At 62.9% G+C, this 17353-nt stretch carries 15 protein-coding genes; 14 read left to right on the top strand and 1 reads right to left on the bottom strand.

Going from position 1 to position 17353, the window contains the following annotated elements:
- Positions 1-3: 3 nt before the first annotated feature.
- Positions 4-933 carry a LysR family transcriptional regulator gene (locus tag AC3WLP_RS02735; RefSeq protein ID WP_088512298.1) on the top strand — a complete coding sequence of 310 codons (930 nt, stop codon included), beginning with the start codon at positions 4-6 and terminating at the stop codon, positions 931-933.
- A 66-nt stretch (positions 934-999) separates the two neighbouring features.
- Here the strand turns inward: AC3WLP_RS02735 and AC3WLP_RS02730 are convergent, their stop codons facing one another.
- Positions 1000-1887 (bottom strand): LysR substrate-binding domain-containing protein, encoded by an 888-nt coding sequence (locus AC3WLP_RS02730; protein WP_014860458.1) that lies wholly within the window; start codon positions 1885-1887, stop codon positions 1000-1002.
- 95 nt (positions 1888-1982) lie between these two features.
- On the opposite strand from AC3WLP_RS02730, the gene AC3WLP_RS02725 reads away from it, so the two are divergent.
- The 13 genes from AC3WLP_RS02725 (at position 1983) to dsdC (ending at position 17336) form a co-directional block, all read left to right on the top strand.
- The gene (locus AC3WLP_RS02725) at positions 1983-3425 is read left to right on the top strand and encodes an aldehyde dehydrogenase family protein (protein WP_088512299.1); all 1443 of its coding nucleotides are present in this window, start codon (positions 1983-1985) and stop codon (positions 3423-3425) included.
- A 13-nt stretch (positions 3426-3438) separates the two neighbouring features.
- Positions 3439-4425 (top strand): dipeptidase, encoded by a 987-nt coding sequence (locus AC3WLP_RS02720; protein WP_014756329.1) that lies wholly within the window; start codon positions 3439-3441, stop codon positions 4423-4425.
- 55 nt (positions 4426-4480) lie between these two features.
- Positions 4481-6031, top strand: a complete 1551-nt coding sequence (locus tag AC3WLP_RS02715; protein WP_012052758.1) for a BCCT family transporter — start codon at positions 4481-4483, stop codon at positions 6029-6031.
- A gap of 26 nt (positions 6032-6057) precedes the next feature.
- On the top strand, positions 6058-7752 hold the full coding sequence (locus tag AC3WLP_RS02710) for a hypothetical protein (RefSeq protein ID WP_088512300.1): 1695 nt from the start codon (positions 6058-6060) through the stop codon (positions 7750-7752).
- Positions 7753-7754: 2 nt separating this feature from the next.
- Complete coding sequence (locus AC3WLP_RS02705; RefSeq protein WP_088512301.1) at positions 7755-8450, top strand: DUF3726 domain-containing protein; 696 nt, start codon at positions 7755-7757, stop codon at positions 8448-8450.
- Between the two features lie 27 nt (positions 8451-8477).
- Complete coding sequence (locus AC3WLP_RS02700) at positions 8478-8849, top strand: RidA family protein (RefSeq protein ID WP_012052761.1); 372 nt, start codon at positions 8478-8480, stop codon at positions 8847-8849.
- A gap of 434 nt (positions 8850-9283) precedes the next feature.
- Positions 9284-10693, top strand: a complete 1410-nt coding sequence (locus AC3WLP_RS02695; RefSeq protein WP_004576482.1) for a circularly permuted type 2 ATP-grasp protein — start codon at positions 9284-9286, stop codon at positions 10691-10693.
- A 3-nt stretch (positions 10694-10696) separates the two neighbouring features.
- The gene (locus tag AC3WLP_RS02690) at positions 10697-11647 is read left to right on the top strand and encodes an alpha-E domain-containing protein (RefSeq protein ID WP_012052764.1); all 951 of its coding nucleotides are present in this window, start codon (positions 10697-10699) and stop codon (positions 11645-11647) included.
- Positions 11644-12423 carry a transglutaminase family protein gene (locus AC3WLP_RS02685; protein WP_088512302.1) on the top strand — a complete coding sequence of 260 codons (780 nt, stop codon included), beginning with the start codon at positions 11644-11646 and terminating at the stop codon, positions 12421-12423. Before AC3WLP_RS02690 ends, AC3WLP_RS02685 begins: the two co-directional genes overlap by 4 nt.
- Positions 12424-12496: 73 nt before the next feature.
- The gene (locus AC3WLP_RS02680; RefSeq protein ID WP_014756324.1) at positions 12497-13219 is read left to right on the top strand and encodes a proteasome-type protease; all 723 of its coding nucleotides are present in this window, start codon (positions 12497-12499) and stop codon (positions 13217-13219) included.
- 415 nt (positions 13220-13634) lie between these two features.
- Entirely contained in the window at positions 13635-14978 is a 1344-nt protein-coding gene (locus AC3WLP_RS02675; RefSeq protein ID WP_029611752.1) for a GntT/GntP/DsdX family permease, read from the top strand.
- 34 nt (positions 14979-15012) lie between these two features.
- Complete coding sequence (gene dsdA, locus AC3WLP_RS02670; RefSeq protein WP_088512303.1) at positions 15013-16362, top strand: D-serine ammonia-lyase; 1350 nt, start codon at positions 15013-15015, stop codon at positions 16360-16362.
- Positions 16363-16397: 35 nt separating this feature from the next.
- Positions 16398-17336 carry a DNA-binding transcriptional regulator DsdC gene (gene dsdC, locus AC3WLP_RS02665; protein ID WP_012052769.1) on the top strand — a complete coding sequence of 313 codons (939 nt, stop codon included), beginning with the start codon at positions 16398-16400 and terminating at the stop codon, positions 17334-17336.
- Positions 17337-17353 lie beyond the last annotated feature (17 nt).

Raw genomic sequence — 17353 nt, 5'->3', positions numbered from 1 at the left:
CTCATGATCGATTTACGCCACCTGCGAACCCTCCACGCGCTGCGTGAAACCGACAGCCTGCACGAGGCCGCCGAGCGCCTGCACCTGACACAATCAGCCCTGTCGCACCAGTTCCGCGATATGGAAGAGCGCATCGGCATGCCACTGTTCGTGCGCAAATCCAGGCCGGTGCGCTTCACCAGCGCCGGGCTGAAGCTGCTGCAGCTGGCCGATCAGGTGCTGCCTCAGATCCGCAATACCGAACGGGACCTGGGCAAGCTGGCCGGGGGCTGCGCCGGACGGTTGCACATCGCCATCGAGTGCCACAGCTGCTACCAGTGGCTGATGCCTTCAGTGGATGAGTTCCGCGGCGCCTGGCCTGAGGTGGAAATGGACCTCGCCTCCGGTTTTTCCTTCGCGCCACTGCCAGCCCTGGAGCGCGGCGACCTGGACCTGGTGGTCACCTCCGACCCGGTGACATTGCCGGGTATCAGCTACGTGCCTCTGTTCAGCTACGAGGCGCTGCTGGCCATCGACAACCACCACGCCCTGCGCCACAAGCCGTACCTGGAGCCCGCCGATATCGCCACCCAGACACTGATCACCTACCCGATCGAACGCACCCGCCTGGACATCTTCACCCGCTTCCTCGACCCCGCCGACGTCGAGCCCGCACAGGTCCGCACCTCAGAACTTACCGTGATGATGATGCAACTGGTTGCGTCCGGGCGCGGCGTCTGTTGCCTGCCCAACTGGGCCGTGCACGAGTACAGTTCGCGCGGCTATGTAACTGCCAAGCGCCTTGGCGAACACGGCCTCCAGGCAAACCTCTATGCGGCACTGCGCAGTGACATGCTGGAGGTGCCGTACGTGCGTGATTTTCTGCTGACGGCCAAGGATATTTCGTTCACCACGCTGGCAGGTGTCAGCGTGCCTTCAGGCCCGGTTCTCTGAAAGCCGGGCGTGCGTTTGCGAACCTCAGTGCCGGCCATGGCGCGCCATGCCCCTACCGCCAACGAATCAGCCAGCCTTCGCCAACTGCACTTGCAGAAACGCCATCAGTGCCCCCGCCACAGGTGACAAGCTGCGCCCTTTGCGGGTGAGCATGCCGATGTGCCGTTCTACCTTGGGCTCCACAAGGGGTACGAACGCCAGTTTTTCGTTCTCCTGCGGAAAAGCGAGGTACGGCAAGGTACTGATCCCTACCCCCTCCTCCAGCATGGCGATCAACGAAATCATGTTGGAAATGAACAGCCGGCTATCGGCCAGCAAACCCTCGGCCTCGGTACCCGCCAGTAATTGCGAGGTACCGTTGCGGATCATCGGCACGCCCAGCAACTGCGCCCAATGCAGCTGCCCCCCCGCCTGCGCCAGCGGGTGGTCGCTGCGGCACACCACGCCAACCTGATCATTCACGATGGGGGCGAATTCGAGCTGGTCATCGTCCACCCACAGGCTGCTGATGCCGAAATCCACTTGCCCTTGAGCGAGCAACTGCTGCACACGTTCGGCCGTGCCGTCCTGAATGCTGACCTGAACATTGGGGTGCGCGGCCACAAAGCGGGCCAGCGGCCCTGGCAGCATTCGGCTGGCCACAGAAGGCACGGTGGCGATGCTGACCTGGCCGATTTCATGCCGGGCAAACAGCATGGCTTCACGCGCAATACGGTCATGGTGCTCGATCAAGCCACGAAACAACGGGAGGCAATGCTCGCCATATGGCGTCAGCTCTACCCGGCCACCGCCCTTTTCGACCAGTGCCTGCCCCAGCTTCTGCTCCAGTTCACGCAGGGCCAGGGATATCGCAGGCTGGGTGCGAAAGGCTTGGCGGGCGGCCGCGTGGAAACTCTTGTGTTCGGCGACCAGTACGAAGTAACGCAACTGCGCGATTTTCAGCTCGGGCAACATGGTAAGCATTCCTTATCAAAGCATTTTTTTTATTAATTTTTATTTGCTGCATATTGCTCGCATGATGAATGCCATGCAAACGGAGGCGTTCATCCATGTCACACAAGACCTACAACAACTACATTGATGGCCAGTGGTGTGAAGGCCACGCCACTTTGGGCAACTACAGCCCCTCGGACACTGGCGACCTGATCGGCCAGTACCATCAGGCCAGCGCCGAACAGGCCCGCCAGGCCATCCAGGCCGCCCGCGCCGCTCAACCCCTGTGGGCCGCCAGTGGCCTGGAAAGCCGCCAACAAGTGCTGATGGCCATCGGCGACGAGCTGATCGCCCGCAAGGAAGAACTTGGCGAACTGCTGTCGCGAGAAGAAGGCAAACCCTTGGCCGAAGGCATCGGCGAGGTCAACCGCAGTGGCCAGTTCTTCCATTACTACGCCGCCGAAGTGCTGCGTCAGATGGGCGAGACTGCCGCCTCGGTGCGCCCAGGGGTCGACATCGAAGTGCATCGCGAACCGGTGGGTGTGGTGGGCATCATTACCCCATGGAACTTCCCCATGGCCACCGCCGCCTGGAAAATCGCCCCGGCCTTGGCCTTCGGCAACGCCGTGGTGTTCAAGCCGGCCAACCTGGTGCCGGCCAGTGCCTGGGCGCTCACCGAGATCATCAGCCGTCAGGACCTGCCCAGCGGTACCTTCAACCTGGTGATGGGCAGCGGTGCCGACGTCGGCGAGGCCCTGATCCAGTCCGCCGAGATCGATGCCCTGACGTTCACCGGTTCTCTGCAGACGGGCCGACGCGTAGCGGTGGCCACCGCCGGTAACCTGGTGCGCTGCCAGCTGGAAATGGGTAGCAAAAATGCCTTGGTGGTCATGGACGACGCCGACCTCGAACTGGCCGTGGAATGCGCGCTCAACGGGGCCTTCTTTGGCACTGGGCAGAAATGCACTGCGTCATCACGGCTGATCGTCTGCGACGGCATCCACGACCGCTTCGTCGAGGCGCTGCGCCTGCGCATGCGCCAGCTCAAGGTCGGCCATGCACTGGAGGCTGGCGTCCAGATCGGCCCGGTCGCTGACGCGCGCCAGCTGGAACAGAACCTGGCCTACCTGCAATTGGCCCAGGCCGAAGGCGCCACCCTGATAGAAGGCGGCGAGCGCCTGCAATTGGCCTCCGATGGCTACTACATGCGCCCAGCCTTGTTCATCAACAGCCGCAACGACATGCGCATCAACCGCGAGGAAGTGTTCGGCCCCATCGCCTGCGTGATCCGCGTGCGCGATTTTGAAGAGGCGCTGGCCACGCTCAACGATACCGAGTACGGCCTCACAGCCGGGATCATCACCCAGTCGCTGCGCCACGCCAGCCACTTCAAGCGCCGCGCCCAGACCGGCTGCGTGATGGTCAATCTGCCCACCGCCGGGACCGACTACCACGTGCCATTCGGGGGCCGCAAAGCCTCGAGTTTCGGCCCCCGGGAACAGGGGCAATACGCTCGCGACTTCTACACCGTGGTCAAGACCACCTACCTGCGGCCCTGAAGGAATACATGCCATGCACGACCTTTTGATGATCGACGGCCTGCAGTACTCCAACTGGAGCCAGGAAATATTCCAGCAGATGCAGGCCGGTGGCCTGAGCGCGGTGCACGCCACCATCGCCTACCACGAAAACGCCCGCGAAACCCTGTCACGCCTGGGCGAGTGGAACCGCCGCTTCGAGACATGGCCCGAGCTGATCCGCCCGGTGCGCACGGCCAGCGACATCCGCCTGGCCCACGAGGAGGGCCGGGTGGGTATCTTCTTCGGCTTCCAGAACTGCTCGCCGATCGAGGACGACATTGCCCTGGTGGAGGTTTTCCGCCAGCTCGGGGTGTTCGTCATGCAGCTGACCTACAACAACCAAAGCCTGCTGGCCAGCGGTTGCTATGAGCGCGAGGACAACGGCATCAGCCGCTTCGGCCGCCAGGTGATCGCCGAAATGAACCGCGTCGGCATGCTCATCGACATGTCTCACAGCGCCGAGCGAAGCACGCTTGAGGCCATCGAACTGTCGAGCCGACCGGTGATCATCTCCCACGCCAACCCTGCCAGCTTCCACGCCGCCAAGCGCAACAAATCCGATGCGGTGCTACGCGGGATTGCAGAGTCCGGCGGGCTACTGGGGTTCAGCACCTACCCGTTCCACCTCAAGGGTGCCTCGGACTGTAGCCTGGAAAGTTTCTGCGACATGGTCGCGCGCACCGCCGACCTGATGGGTGTGCAGCACATCGGCATCGGCACCGACCTGTGCCAGGCGCAACCCTTGTCGGTGCTGGAATGGATGCGCAACGGCCGCTGGAGCAAGGACAAGGACTACGGCGAAGGCTCCAGGGACAACGCCAACTGGCCGGCGCCCTTGCAGTGGTTCCGCGACAGCCGCGACTTCCGCAACATTGCCCAGGGCCTGCGCGCCCGCGGCTTTGCCGAGCACGACGTGGGCAACATCATGGGGCTGAACTGGTTGCGCTTGCTGGAGACCGCCACCACGGCACAGGCCTGAACCCCTTGCACGGACAGCATCAACAATAAAAAGAATCGCAGGTTCCGGAGGTTTCATGAAAAACCCAACCACCTTGCAGGCCGACGGCCAGGCCATGGGCCTGCCTATGGCACGCGATATCGACTGGCCGTTGTTCCTGATCAGCGGCGGATTCCTCGGCGCCTTCCTGCTGGCGGCGCTGATCGACATCGACACCGTGTCGGCGCTGGTCAATACCCTGTTCGCCTGGTCGACAAAGGCCTTTGGCCTCTATTGGCAAGTGCTGATGCTGGCAACCTTCGCCGTCAGCCTGTTCATCGGGTTTTCCAGATGCGGGCGTGTACGCCTGGGCGGGGTCACCCAGCGCCCGGACGTCAGCACCTTCAACTGGATCGCCGTGATCATGTGCGCCCTGCTGGCAGGTGGTGGCGCCTTCTGGGCCGCTGCCGAACCCTTGATGCACTTTGCCAGCCCGCCGCCCTTCTTCGCCGGCCTGCAACCGCACAGCGAAGCGGCGGCCACCGCGGCACTGGCGCAATCGTTCGTGCACTGGGGCTTCCTGGCCTGGGCCGTGCTGGGCAGCCTGCTGGCGATCGTGCTGATGCACCTGCATTACGATAAAGGCCTTCCGCTGGCGCCGCGCACCCTGCTTTACCCCCTGTTCGGCCAGCGAGCGCTCAAGGGCCCGATCGGCACCTTGGCCGACGCTGCCTCGATCATCGCGGTAGTGGCCGGCACCATCGGTCCGATCGGTTTCCTTGGCCTGCAGATCAGCAGCGCCATGCACGCCGTGTGGGGGCTGCCCAACACTATCGTCACCCAGTCGCTGACCATTGTCCTGGTGACCGCGATGTACACCGTCTCGTGCCTGGTGGGCCTCAAAGGCATCCGCTTTGTCAGCGAGATCAACGTCTGGTTGATGATCGGCCTGGCACTGTTCATGGTGGTATTCGGACCGACGCTGTTCATCCTCGGCGGTTTCCCGGCGGCCTTTGCCCTGCACGTGGAGCACTTCATCCCCCTGACGATGTTCCGCGCCGACCCCAAATGGCTGGACTGGTGGACGGTGTTCTACTGGGGCTGGTTCATCGGCTACGCGCCCATGGTGGCCCTGTATGTCGCGCGGATCTCGCGGGGCCGCACCATCCGCGAGATCATCATGACGCTGTCGATCATCGCACCGCTGGTGACCATGTTCTGGTTCACTGTGGTGGGCGGTACCGGGATCGGCCTGGAGCTGCAAACGCCAGGCATCGTCACCGCCCATGGCGCCAAGCCTGAAGACCTGTTGCTGGGAGTGACGCAGAACCTGCCACTGGGTGGCCTTGTCAGCGCGCTGTTCCTGTTCTTGAGTTTCATCTCGGTGGCCACCAATGGCGACGCCATGGCCTTCACCGTGGCGCTGGCGATGTCCAGCAACGATAAACCGAAGAAGTGGTTGCGCGGTTTCTGGGCAATCGGCATGGGCTTGGCGGCGGTTGTACTGATCACCATTGGCGCAGGCGGTGTGACGGCCCTGCAATCCTTCATTGTCATCACCGCGGTGCCGGTGTCGCTGGTGATCCTGCCAGCGCTGTGGGATGCCGTGCGCATCGCTCGACACATGGCCCGTGAACAAGGCGTCTGAACATGATCCATCCAGGTACAACAACAATGCCCAACAGCGTGCCTGCAATACCCGCGTTGCGCCCTGCCAGCCAAGTCATGGACCTGGCCCGGCTGGGTAGCCACTTCCAGAGCCCGCTAAGCTTCGTGCGCAGCAGCATGCGGCGGATGATGCAGCAGCGCTGGCAAATCCGGCGCAGCTGTTTCGACCTCGATGGCCAAGGCTTCGGCACTGCGATCTACCGCATCGAAACGCCAAACGGCCATTACCACTGCGTGATCTTCTCGGCCTACCTGCCGCCCGAAAAGCGCAGCGATCGGGTCATCGCCGACCAGTGGGACGTCAGCTTCGTGCTGGTGGCCGGCGATGTCGACTCGGCACAACTGGCCGACCTGCAACGCAACGTGCCGCTGCAGGAAGCCGGCCGCTTCGATGCACGCGTGCTGGTGTTGTCGCGGGCCAACCGCAGCTTGCGCAATTTCGACCGGTTTCTGGCGGCGCTGGCAGAAGGACGCCAGCCCGATCCACAACAACTGGCTGAAGTCGGCTACCTGTATCGCACCACAGCGGTTTACGGTAACGGCAAGTTCGGCATCGCCGATTTTGGTTGCCTGCAAGATAACCCGGACTTCAACCAGCCGTTCAGCGCGCAGATGTTCACCGTCTACCTGCTGCGACACTTCAGCATCGAGCAGATCAACCACATGGCCCGGGCACTCGCCCCGCAGCGGGCAGTGCAACTGGCCCCAGCGCTACAACGCTACCTGGGGGTCGGCAACGCGACCGGGCTGGGAATGGCCCCTTTTCTGATCAACCACCCTCAACTGGTGGAGCACTGGATCAGTACGCGGGAAACGGCCCTGGCCCTGGTGCTGGCGCAGTCGGCGGAGCCCGACCAATTGGCACGCCTGCAGCAATTGCTGGTGCGCGCCCAGTTGCACCTGAGCCAGTCCCGGACCGAAGACCAGCGCCAGCATGAGCAGAACCTGCAAACCTTGGCCGAGCTTGCTTTACTGGCCACCTGGCTTGGCACGCAAGCCGACGGCGCGGGCCTTTGGCCGCGCCTGCTGGCCTGGGCGCAATTACACACGGGGGTGGGCTGCCAGGAGCTTCTGGTCAGCCTGCTGCTGGAGCTGTACCCCGAGCAGGTCACGCCCCTGGCCGAGCACATGGGGGTCAACGAAAGCTGGCAGCTGGACGCCCAGATGCCCCTTGGGCAACTGCGCCAGCTCATCGAGCAGCAGTATGGCTGGGCGTTGCGCTACGACTTCAGTGCTGCCGATGCGGAGCACTTCTTCTGGTACCGCTCAGCTGAAAAAGAAGAGCCGCGCCTGGGCATTCGCGCAGAGGAGCCAGGGGCCGAAAAAGAAATGCAGCTGGGTATTGCCCGCAGTATCCAACAGTGCCATGGCGCGCTGCTGGAGCACCTGCAACGGCAGCCTCAGGCGCTGACCGCTCACTTCCTGATCGCCCAACCGAGGTTCAAGGGCGCGGTACGCCGCCTGCAGGGCATGGCAAAAACAAACTTCGGTGAAATCCGTGCCAATCTGCTGGCCCGGGACATGCTGCCGATTCACCTGCTGCGCTGCAAACTGGCATTTTTCGGCGCGGGGAAATTCGACCCCAAGTCAAGCCGCTGGGTGCGTATCACGCTGTTCCAGGGCGCGCCGCTGGTCAGCGACATCGGTCAGCCGTTCGCAGACGACTGGAATTTCGCAGTCATGCCGCAAAGGGAGCTTTGACCATGCGCGTATCGCTTAACGAATTACAGGTGATGTGCCGCAAGGCATTCGAAGGCATGGGCTTCGCCCCGGGCGACTGCGAGGATGCCGCCGAACTCGTGGGCTGGTTGCAACTGCAGGGGCTTGATGGCGTCGGAGCACTGGAAAAGGCGTTGCTTTATCTGCAAGCCGAAGCTGCACGGCCTTACGCCTTGTGCCATGAGGATAACGCCCTGCTGGTGATCGACGCCAAGGGCCAGAGCGTATTGCGCTGCGCCGCGACGGTGGTGGAACTGGCGGCAGCCAAGGCCATGCGCTGTGGTCAGGCCGAACTGCGCATCCGCCACTGCCACAACCGTTTGCTGTTGCTGGGCTACCTGAGCCGGGCAGCTGTGCAGGGGCTGCACGTGCAAGCCCGCTGGGAGGACGACCGCCAATACCACCTGGCCGATTTTACCGCCGGCATGCCGCGCCCGGAACTGAGCAGTGAAGCCCGGCCCCGGGGCATTGAAGCGGCCGCGCAAGACGTAACGGTGCTGTTCACCCGAGCAGGCCAGACCGCCCAGGCGATAACCGACCCGCAACGCACACTGCAGCAAGGTTTTACCGTCAACGAACATACCTGGCAAAGGCTCAGGCAGCTGGCCGAACACATCCTTGTCGAGAGCACCGATGCCTCACGCCGCCACGGTGCAGGCGGCGGCAGCGACGCCGACTGAACACCCTTGCCACTGAGGAAACAACCCATGAAGCATGCAATAAAGACCGAGCTGTTCGCCTCCAGGGCGCCACTGGAATGGGCGGTCGTCGGCAACGGTACGTTGTACACGGCCCAGATCCCAATCGATACGCAGGGCCAGGTGGTTGCCGGCGGCATCGAGGCACAGGCCCGCCAGACACTGGACAACCTGCGCCACACCCTGGAAGCCGCTGACAGCTCGCTGGATGCCGTGACCCAGGTACTGATCTACGTGACTGACCGCCGCTATCTGGCAACTGTAAATGCCGTGTACGCCGAGTATTTCCAGGCACCCTACCCCAACCGCGCTGCCGTCGTGGTGGCGGGCCTCGCCCGGGAAGAAATGCTGGTGGAGCTGGTGGTCTACGCCTGCCTCTGAGGGCCTGAAGGCGCTCGCCTGGCGATATTCAGCGTGTGTTCAATCGGGTGCCGCCCGCGCGGCACTCGATGCATGCCCCCTTCCCCCCAAGTCATGCACCCGGACTATTCCCTTTTTCTGCCGCCGGGCACCGGCTTGCGCCCCATTTCGGTTCAAAACCCGCGCCCGGATCAAAAGCGCCCTTTTTTGATGCGCCGGCCCTTGCGGCCAGGCAGCACACATCGGGTGCGCCCCTCACATTTCCTGCATCGCCAGAACCCGCCAGGCGTATTCGGCACTTTTATTGCACAGACTGGTTGTACTCAACGCACAGGCAATCTACCGAAACCGAGGTTAACGCGAGACACAGCTCCCACTTACCCCAGCAAGGCAGCACCCTGAAAGACGCAGATGAACCGCAATGAAGCTGCCGGCAACGGCGGCAAGGAGTGGGTATGTCCCGGGCTTTTTTCAATGAAATGTACGAAGCGAACGGCACTTGCCGCCCGCATTACCAGGAGTTCGCCCGCTGGCTGGCCAACACCCCGCTGGAGTTGCTGGAACAGCGCCGACGCGAGGCCGACCTGCTGTTTCACCGCGCTGGCATCACCTTCACCTTGTACGGCGACAAGCAGGATACCGAGCGCCTGATCCCCTTCGATATCATCCCGCGCAGCATCCGCGCCAGCGAATGGCGCACGGTCGAGCGTGGCTGCATTCAACGGGTACAGGCGCTGAACCTGTTCCTGCAGGATATCTACCACGACCAGCGCATTCTCAAGGCCGGCATCATCCCGCCAGAGCAAGTGCTGGCCAACGAGGGCTACCAGATCGCCATGCAGGGCCTGGACCTTCACCGTGGGCTGTATGCGCATATTGCCGGTGTCGACCTGGTACGTGACGGCGATGGCAGCTACTTCGTGCTGGAAGACAACCTGCGCACCCCCAGCGGCGTCAGCTACATGCTCGAAGACCGCAAGATGATGATGCGCCTGTTCCCCGAACTGTTTGCCGCCCAGCGCATCGCGCCCATCGATCACTACCCCAACCTGCTGCTGGACACGCTCAAGAGCGCCAGTCCACTGGACAACCCTACCGCGGTGCTGCTCACGCCCGGCCGTTTCAACAGCGCCTATTTCGAGCATGCTTTCCTGGCCCGGGAAATGGGCATCGAGCTGGTCGAAGGCGCCGACCTGTTCGTACGTGATGAGCATGTGTACATGCGCACCACGGCCGGCCCCCACCAGGTGGACGTGATCTATCGTCGCCTGGACGACGACTACCTCGACCCGCTGTCCTTCAACCCTGACTCGATGCTGGGCGTGCCGGGGCTGATCTCGGTTTACCGCGCCGGCAATGTGGTACTGGCCAACGCGGTCGGCACTGGCGTGGCCGATGACAAATCCATCTACCCCTTTGTCGACGACATGATCCGCTTTTACCTGAGCGAAGAACCGATCCTGAACAACGTGCCGACCTGGCAGTGCCGCAAGCCGGCGGACCTGTCCCATGTACTGGCCCACCTGCCCGAACTGGTGGTCAAGGAAACCCAAGGTTCCGGCGGCTATGGCATGTTGGTCGGGCCCGCCTCGACCAAAGCCCAGATCGAGGACTTCCGCGCGCGCATCAAAGCCCGCCCGCACGCCTATATCGCTCAACCGACGCTGTGCCTGTCAACCTGCCCGACCTTCGTCGACAGCGGCATCGCACCGCGTCACATCGACCTGCGCCCGTTCGTGTTGTCGGGCAGTGAAACCCGCCTGGTGCCCGGTGGCCTGACGCGCGTGGCGCTCAAGGAAGGCTCGCTGGTGGTCAACTCGTCGCAAGGCGGCGGTACCAAGGACACCTGGGTGGTGGAGGACTGAGCCATGCTTTCGCGAACCGCTTCCGACCTGTACTGGATGTCCCGCTACCTGGAGCGTGCAGAAAACCTCGCGCGCATGCTCGAGGTCAGCTACTCGCTGTCGCTGATGCCCCAGGCCGGGCGCAGCGACGGCCATGCCGAACTGGCAATGTCGCTGATGGCCTCGGGCATGCTGGACGACTACCTGCGTCGGCACAATGAACTCGACACCGAGCGCATGCTGCACTTCTTCGCCCTCGACGCCACCAACCCCAGCAGCATCTATTGCTGCCTGCAGGCCGCCAGAACCAATGCCCATGCAGTGCGCGGCCGTATCACCGCCGACATGTGGGAGAACATCAACGCCACCTGGATCGAAATGCGCAACATTGCCAGCAACGGCCTGGGTCGCTATGGCATCAGCCAGTTCTGCGACTGGGTCAAGGAACGGTCGCACCTGTTCCGCGGTGCGACCTCTGGCACCATCATGCGCAACGATGCCTACAGCTTCATTCGCCTGGGGACCTTCCTGGAGCGGGCGGACAACACCTTGCGCCTGCTCGATTCGCGCTATGAAATGTTCGGCGAGGCCTCCGAAGAGGTCAGCGACGACTCCGCCCGCGGTTATTACCAATGGAGCGCCCTGCTGCGCGCGCTGACCTCGTATGAGGCCTTCAACGAGCTCTATCGCGCCGCGCCCAGTGCCCGGCCGGTGTCCGAGCTGCTGCTGTTGCGGGTGGACGTGCCGCGCTCGCTGCATGCCTGCATCGAGGAACTGGACCTGATCCTGGCGGGCCTGCCGGGCAGTACCGGGCGTGCCGCCCAGCGCATGGCCGCCGAACTGAACGCGCGCCTGCGCTACACCGCCATCGACGAAATCCTTGATGCAGGGTTGCACCCCTGGCTAAGCGACTTCATCGGCCGCATCAACCAACTGGGCCAGGCCGTCCATCACTCCTACCTGGAGGTTGTATGAAACTGTCCATCCGCCACGACACAACCTATAGCTACGCCAGCGACGTGTGCAACAGTATCCAGTTCCTGCGCCTGACGCCGCGCAGCAGCGAACGCCAGCGTATCAATCAATGGCAACTGGACCTGCCCTGCAAGGTCAAGGGCCAGATCGACCCTTACGGCAACATCCTGCATGTGCTGACGCTGGACAAACCCCATGGTCATCTGGCGCTTACCGCACACGGCCAGGTCGAGATCGACCCGGATTGCGAACACGAAACCGAGAGCCAGTCTCCCCTGCCGTTCCTGCGCGGTAGCCACCTGACGCTGGCCGACAACACCCTGATTGCTTTCGCCGCCCGGCATTGTGGCAGTCACCGCGACCGGGCAGCACTGATCGGGCTGATGCAAGGCCTGGCCGAGCACATGCCCTACAGCCCTGGGGCCACGTCGGTGGGCACCACGGCCATCGAAGCCTTCAGCGGTGGCGCAGGCGTGTGTCAGGACCACACCCACGCTTTCCTGGCCTGCGCACGCAGCCTGGGGGTGCCGGCACGCTATGTGTCCGGCTACCTGTGCACCGAGGACGAACAGCACCTGGCCAGCCACGCCTGGGCCGAAGCCTGGGTCGACGAAGCCTGGTACAGCTTCGACATTACCAACCGCCTGACCCGGCCAGAGCGTCACCTGAAGCTGGCGGTGGGCCTGGACTACCTCGATGCCTGTCCGGTCAGGGGCGTACGCCGCGGCGGCGGCGCCGAATCGATGCAGGCCAGCGTCCACGTGCATCGCCAGTGACAGGCTGGCGTCAGACCGGTCTTGCCGCGCGAGTGCGGCAAGACCCTTCCACACGCAACACAAGGGAAACCGCATGACTTACTGTGTCGCCATGCACCTGGAGGACGGGCTTGTCTTCATCAGCGACTCACGCACCAACGCCGGCATCGACCAGATCTCCACGTTCACCAAGTTGTTCGTCTTCAGCGTCCCGGGCGAGCGGCTGATCGTGCTGCAGACCGCTGGCAATCTGGCGACCTCACAGTCGGTGGTAAACCTGCTGCAGCAACGCACCCAGGGCAACGGCCCCCACCTGCTGAACGTTGCCACGCTCTACGATGCAACGGTGCTGGTCGCCGACACCCTGCGCGAGGTGGTCAAAAGAGACCGCAGCAAGCTCACGGCCGATATCGACCTTAGCAGTTCATTCATCGTCGGCGGCCAGATAGCCGGCGGTCCCATGGCCATCTACAACGTGTATGCACAAGGCAATTTCTTCCAGGCCACACCGGACACCCCGTTTCTGCAACTGGGTGAAAGCAAGTACGGCAGACCAATACTCGACCGCAACCTGGATTACCGCACGCCGCTCGATGAAGCGCTGCGCTGCGGCCTGATTTCGTTTGACTCCACCATCCGCAGCAACCTGTCGGTGGGCATGCCGCTGGACTTGCTGGTGTACCGCAACAACAGCCTGGAAAGCATGACGCGCAAGCGCATTACCAGCGACGATGCCTATTACCAGCAGATTCGCAGGCAGTGGAGCGACGGCTTGAAAACCCTGCTGGCCGAACTGCCAGCGCCGCCTTATGGCTGAGTAAGCGAACTGTCCAGATCCTCTGGTGCCTGGACAGGCACTTTCGCGGTCTGGCCCGTGCCCACAGGTACTGTGCAAGCCTTGAAGGCGGTGATGGCCTGTGGGAGCGGGCGAGCCCGCGAACAGGCCGGTACAGGCAACACCTCAGTAAAACCAATGTGTAATGTTCGAAACTCCGTGGGTTATCCTGCGCCTTCCCCCCCTGTCACGAGCCTGTCATGTCGTGCGCTGCCACACCGGTGCCAATCCACCGCGCCGACCAGACTCCCGCAATGCCGCCCCATGCCATGCATGACATGGGCTCACCTATGGGGTGAGGAGTGATCGTTTGAGTCGATCAAATCGCTGAAATCTAATGGGTGCAAACCAACAAGAAGCTCGCACGGAAGCGATCAGCGATAGAGAAAACCACACGATGACTCCAACGTTCTCATTACTCGTCCTGGGCACCGCGATACTCCTGATCGTCGTCATGATCAGCAAACTCAAAGTACACCCGTTTCTGGCCTTGATGGCCGCAAGCCTGGTGGTCGGTGTCGGCACCGGCATGGCGCCTACGGCAATCGTGGCGGCATTCGAGAAAGGCATGGGCAGCACGCTGGGCTTTCTTGCCGGCATCATCGGCCTGGGCAGTATCCTCGGCAAACTGCTGGAGGAATCCGGAGGCGCCAGGCGCATCGCCACCACACTGCTGAACAGGCTGGGGGAACGCAATACCTCGTGGGCAATGATGCTCGTCGGCTTCATCGCCGGCATCCCGGTATTCTTCGAAGTCGGCTTCGTCCTGCTGATTCCGTTGATCTACGTGGTTGCACGGCAAACCCGCATCAGCATGCTGTACCTCGGCGTGCCGCTGGCCACCTCGCTGATGGTGGTGCACTGCATTCTCCCGCCACACCCGGCCGCCACAGCCATTACCGGCATGCTCAATGCGGATATCGGTACGGTCATCCTGTACGGCCTGATCGTTGGCCTGCCGACCGCTATCATCGCGGGCCCGGTGTGGGTTCGCTTCACCTGTAACCGTGAAGCCGGCGAATCCCAGCAGGCCTTCCTGTCTGCGCGCACGGTGGCTCAAGCAGAAGAGCAGGCAATGCCCGCGTTCGGCATCACACTCACCACCGTACTGCTGCCACTGGTGTTGATGGTCGGCAAAACGTTGGCCGTCACGGCCCTGGACAAGGGCTCTGCGCTGTACGAGTGGGTGGCGTTCCTGGGCAGCCCACTGATTGCCCTGACGCTGTCGGTGGTGTTCGCCTACTGGGCACTGGGCTTGCGCCGCGGCCTGGATATGGCAGACCTGCTGAGCCTGACCCAGCGCTGTTTCCCTCCCCTGGCCGGCATTCTGCTGATCATCGGTGCCGGCGGTGCCTTCAATGACATGCTCGTGGGCAGCGGCATCGGCAAGGCACTGGCCGATGTGCTGAACCAGACGCAGCTCAACCCGATCCTCCTCGCCTGGTTGATTGCCGGGATCATGCACTTTGCCGTCGGCTCGGCCACCGTCGCGATGATCAGCGCGGCCGGCATGGTAATGCCAATCCTTGGCCAGCACCCGGAATACAACCGGGAAATCCTGGTGATCGCCATCGGCGCCGGCGCCATCGGCTGGACCCACATCACCGACTCGGCGTTCTGGGTGGTGAAGGAGTACCTGGGCCTTTCCCTGAGTGATGCACTGAAGAAGTTCACTGCCGCTACAGTGCTGGCCTCGGTAGTCGCCTTGTGCCTGACCCTGCTCCTTTCGAAGATTGTCTGATCTACTCTGCACATACCGCACTACAGGTGAAATCATGATTCACGGAAAAACCCTGGAAGCCTGGCAACAAAGCCACCCGATCATCGCCGAGCTGGTGGCCCTGAAGCCAACCAGCTGGTTCAACCCTGGCATCGCCAAGGCTGCAGAAGCCCTGCACGACGTGGGCCTGACGGCGGCCGACGTGCAAGTCACCAGCGCGCGGCTGCAGCGGTTCGCGCCTTACCTGGCCACCGTGTTCCCCGAGACGGCAGCGGCCGGAGGGGTCATCGAGTCGCACATCACCCCGCTGCCACAGCTGCGCCAGCTGCTTGTCGAGGAGGGATCGCTGCAGAACGCAGGCAGCCTGTGGCTCAAGGCGGACAGCGACTTGCCTATCTCCGGCTCGATCAAAGCCCGGGGCGGCATCCATGAGGTGCTCAAGCACGCCGAGGACCTGGCCCTGGCTGCCGGCTTGATCACGCCAACGGATGACTACACCAAACTGGCGAGCGACCAGGCCCGCGCATTCTTCAGCCAGTACACGATCGCCGTGGGCTCGACCGGCAACCTGGGGCTGTCGATTGGCATCATGAGCGCCAAGCTGGGCTTCCAGGTGAGCGTGCACATGTCGTCTGACGCCAGGCAATGGAAGAAGGACAAGCTGCGGGCCAATGGCGTCACGGTGGTCGAACACGCCTCCGACTACAGCGTGGCGGTCGAGCAAGGCCGCCAGCAGGCGGCATCCGACCCCCGCTGTTACTTTGTCGACGACGAGAACTCCCCGCAGCTGTTTCTCGGTTATGCCGTGGCCGCCGAACGGTTGGCGCGGCAATTCGACCAGGCGGGCATCCAGGTTAACGCAGATCATCCATTGTTCGTGTACCTGCCGTGCGGCGTAGGGGGCGGCCCAGGCGGAGTTGCGTTCGGGCTGAAGCTGGTGTTCGGCGATGCGGTGCACTGCATCTTCGCCGAGCCCACCCATTCCCCCTGCATGCTGCTGGGTGTCTATACCGGCCTGCACGATGAAACCAGCGTCCAAGACTTCGGCATCGACAACATCACCGCCGCCGACGGCCTGGCGGTCGGGCGCCCATCAGGGTTTGTCGGCAAAGCCATGCAGCGCCTGATCGATGGTTACTACACCGTGGCCGACGAAGAACTGTACCGCTTGATGGTCATCGCCCATGAGCAGGACAAGGTCAAACTGGAACCCTCTGCCCTGGCCGGCGTACCCGGTATGCTGCGGGTGCTGCAAGCAGGCGAGTACCTGGCTCGCCAGGGCTTCACCCCAACCCAGCTGCAGCAGGCTACACACCTCGTCTGGGGGACGGGAGGCAGCATGGTGCCGGACGATGAATTCAACACCTATCTGGCGAAAGGGCGCAGCCTGCAGGCAAATGTGTAACCGTAATCAGCTAACGGCGCAGGAAGGATTGATCAATGAAAAAGCCCGGCGGCGGCGCCGTGAAACTCAATGGCTCGCACCTGGGCAGCCTGCATGTCTTTCTGGTGGCGGCACGCCACTTGAGCTTCTCGCGCGCCGCCGATGAGCTGTGCCTGACGGCCAGTGCCGTGAGTCACCGCATCAATCGCCTGGAAGATGAGCTGGCGCTCAAGCTGTTCCACCGCATGCCGCGCAAGGTCAGCCTCACCGAAGACGGCGAGCGCCTGTTCGCGGTCATGCAACGGACCATGGATGAGTTAAGCGAGGCCGTGCAGGAACGTGCTCACGCCGAAATCGCCGGCCAGTTGACGTTGTATGTGCGCCCGTCAGTCGCACAATGCTGGCTGGTGCCGCGGCTGGCGCAGTTCACCGCCCGCTACCCTGATATCCAGCTGGATATCAGGGTGGGCAACGAGGGCATCGATTACCGCACCCGCAAGATCGACCTGGTCCTGTGTTATTCGGATGGCCATCACCCGGGGTTGCAGAGCATCCACTTGATGGACGAGCGGATCGCCCCGGTGTGCTCCCCCCGTTACGCAGAAACCCATGCATTGACCGGTGACCTGCACCCGCTGGATCATTGCACCGCCTTGCATGACGTAGCGGCCTGGGACAACGCTGCATTCGATGCAGAATGGCAGCTCTGGGCCAACACCACAGGTGCGGGTATCAGCCTCCCGCGCCGATTCCTCACATTCGATCGCTCCGACCTGTGCACGCTCGCCGCGCTGAATCACGTAGGCATCGCCATTGGCCGCGAACAGCTGGTCAAGGATCGCATTGCACGAGGTGAGCTGGTTTTGCCGTTCGGTGGTTTCGTCGACACCCCCAACCATGGCTATTACCTGGTCTACCCGCACCATGACCCGATGCCCAAACGCCTGCAGGTGTTGATCGACTGGCTCGTGAAAGAAGCCTGCACTGACCTGTAGGAGCGGCCAGTGCAGGC

It is taken from the genome of Pseudomonas sp. FW305-E2 (genome assembly GCF_058782925.1).
This window is presented reverse-complemented; position numbering and strand designations above follow the sequence as displayed.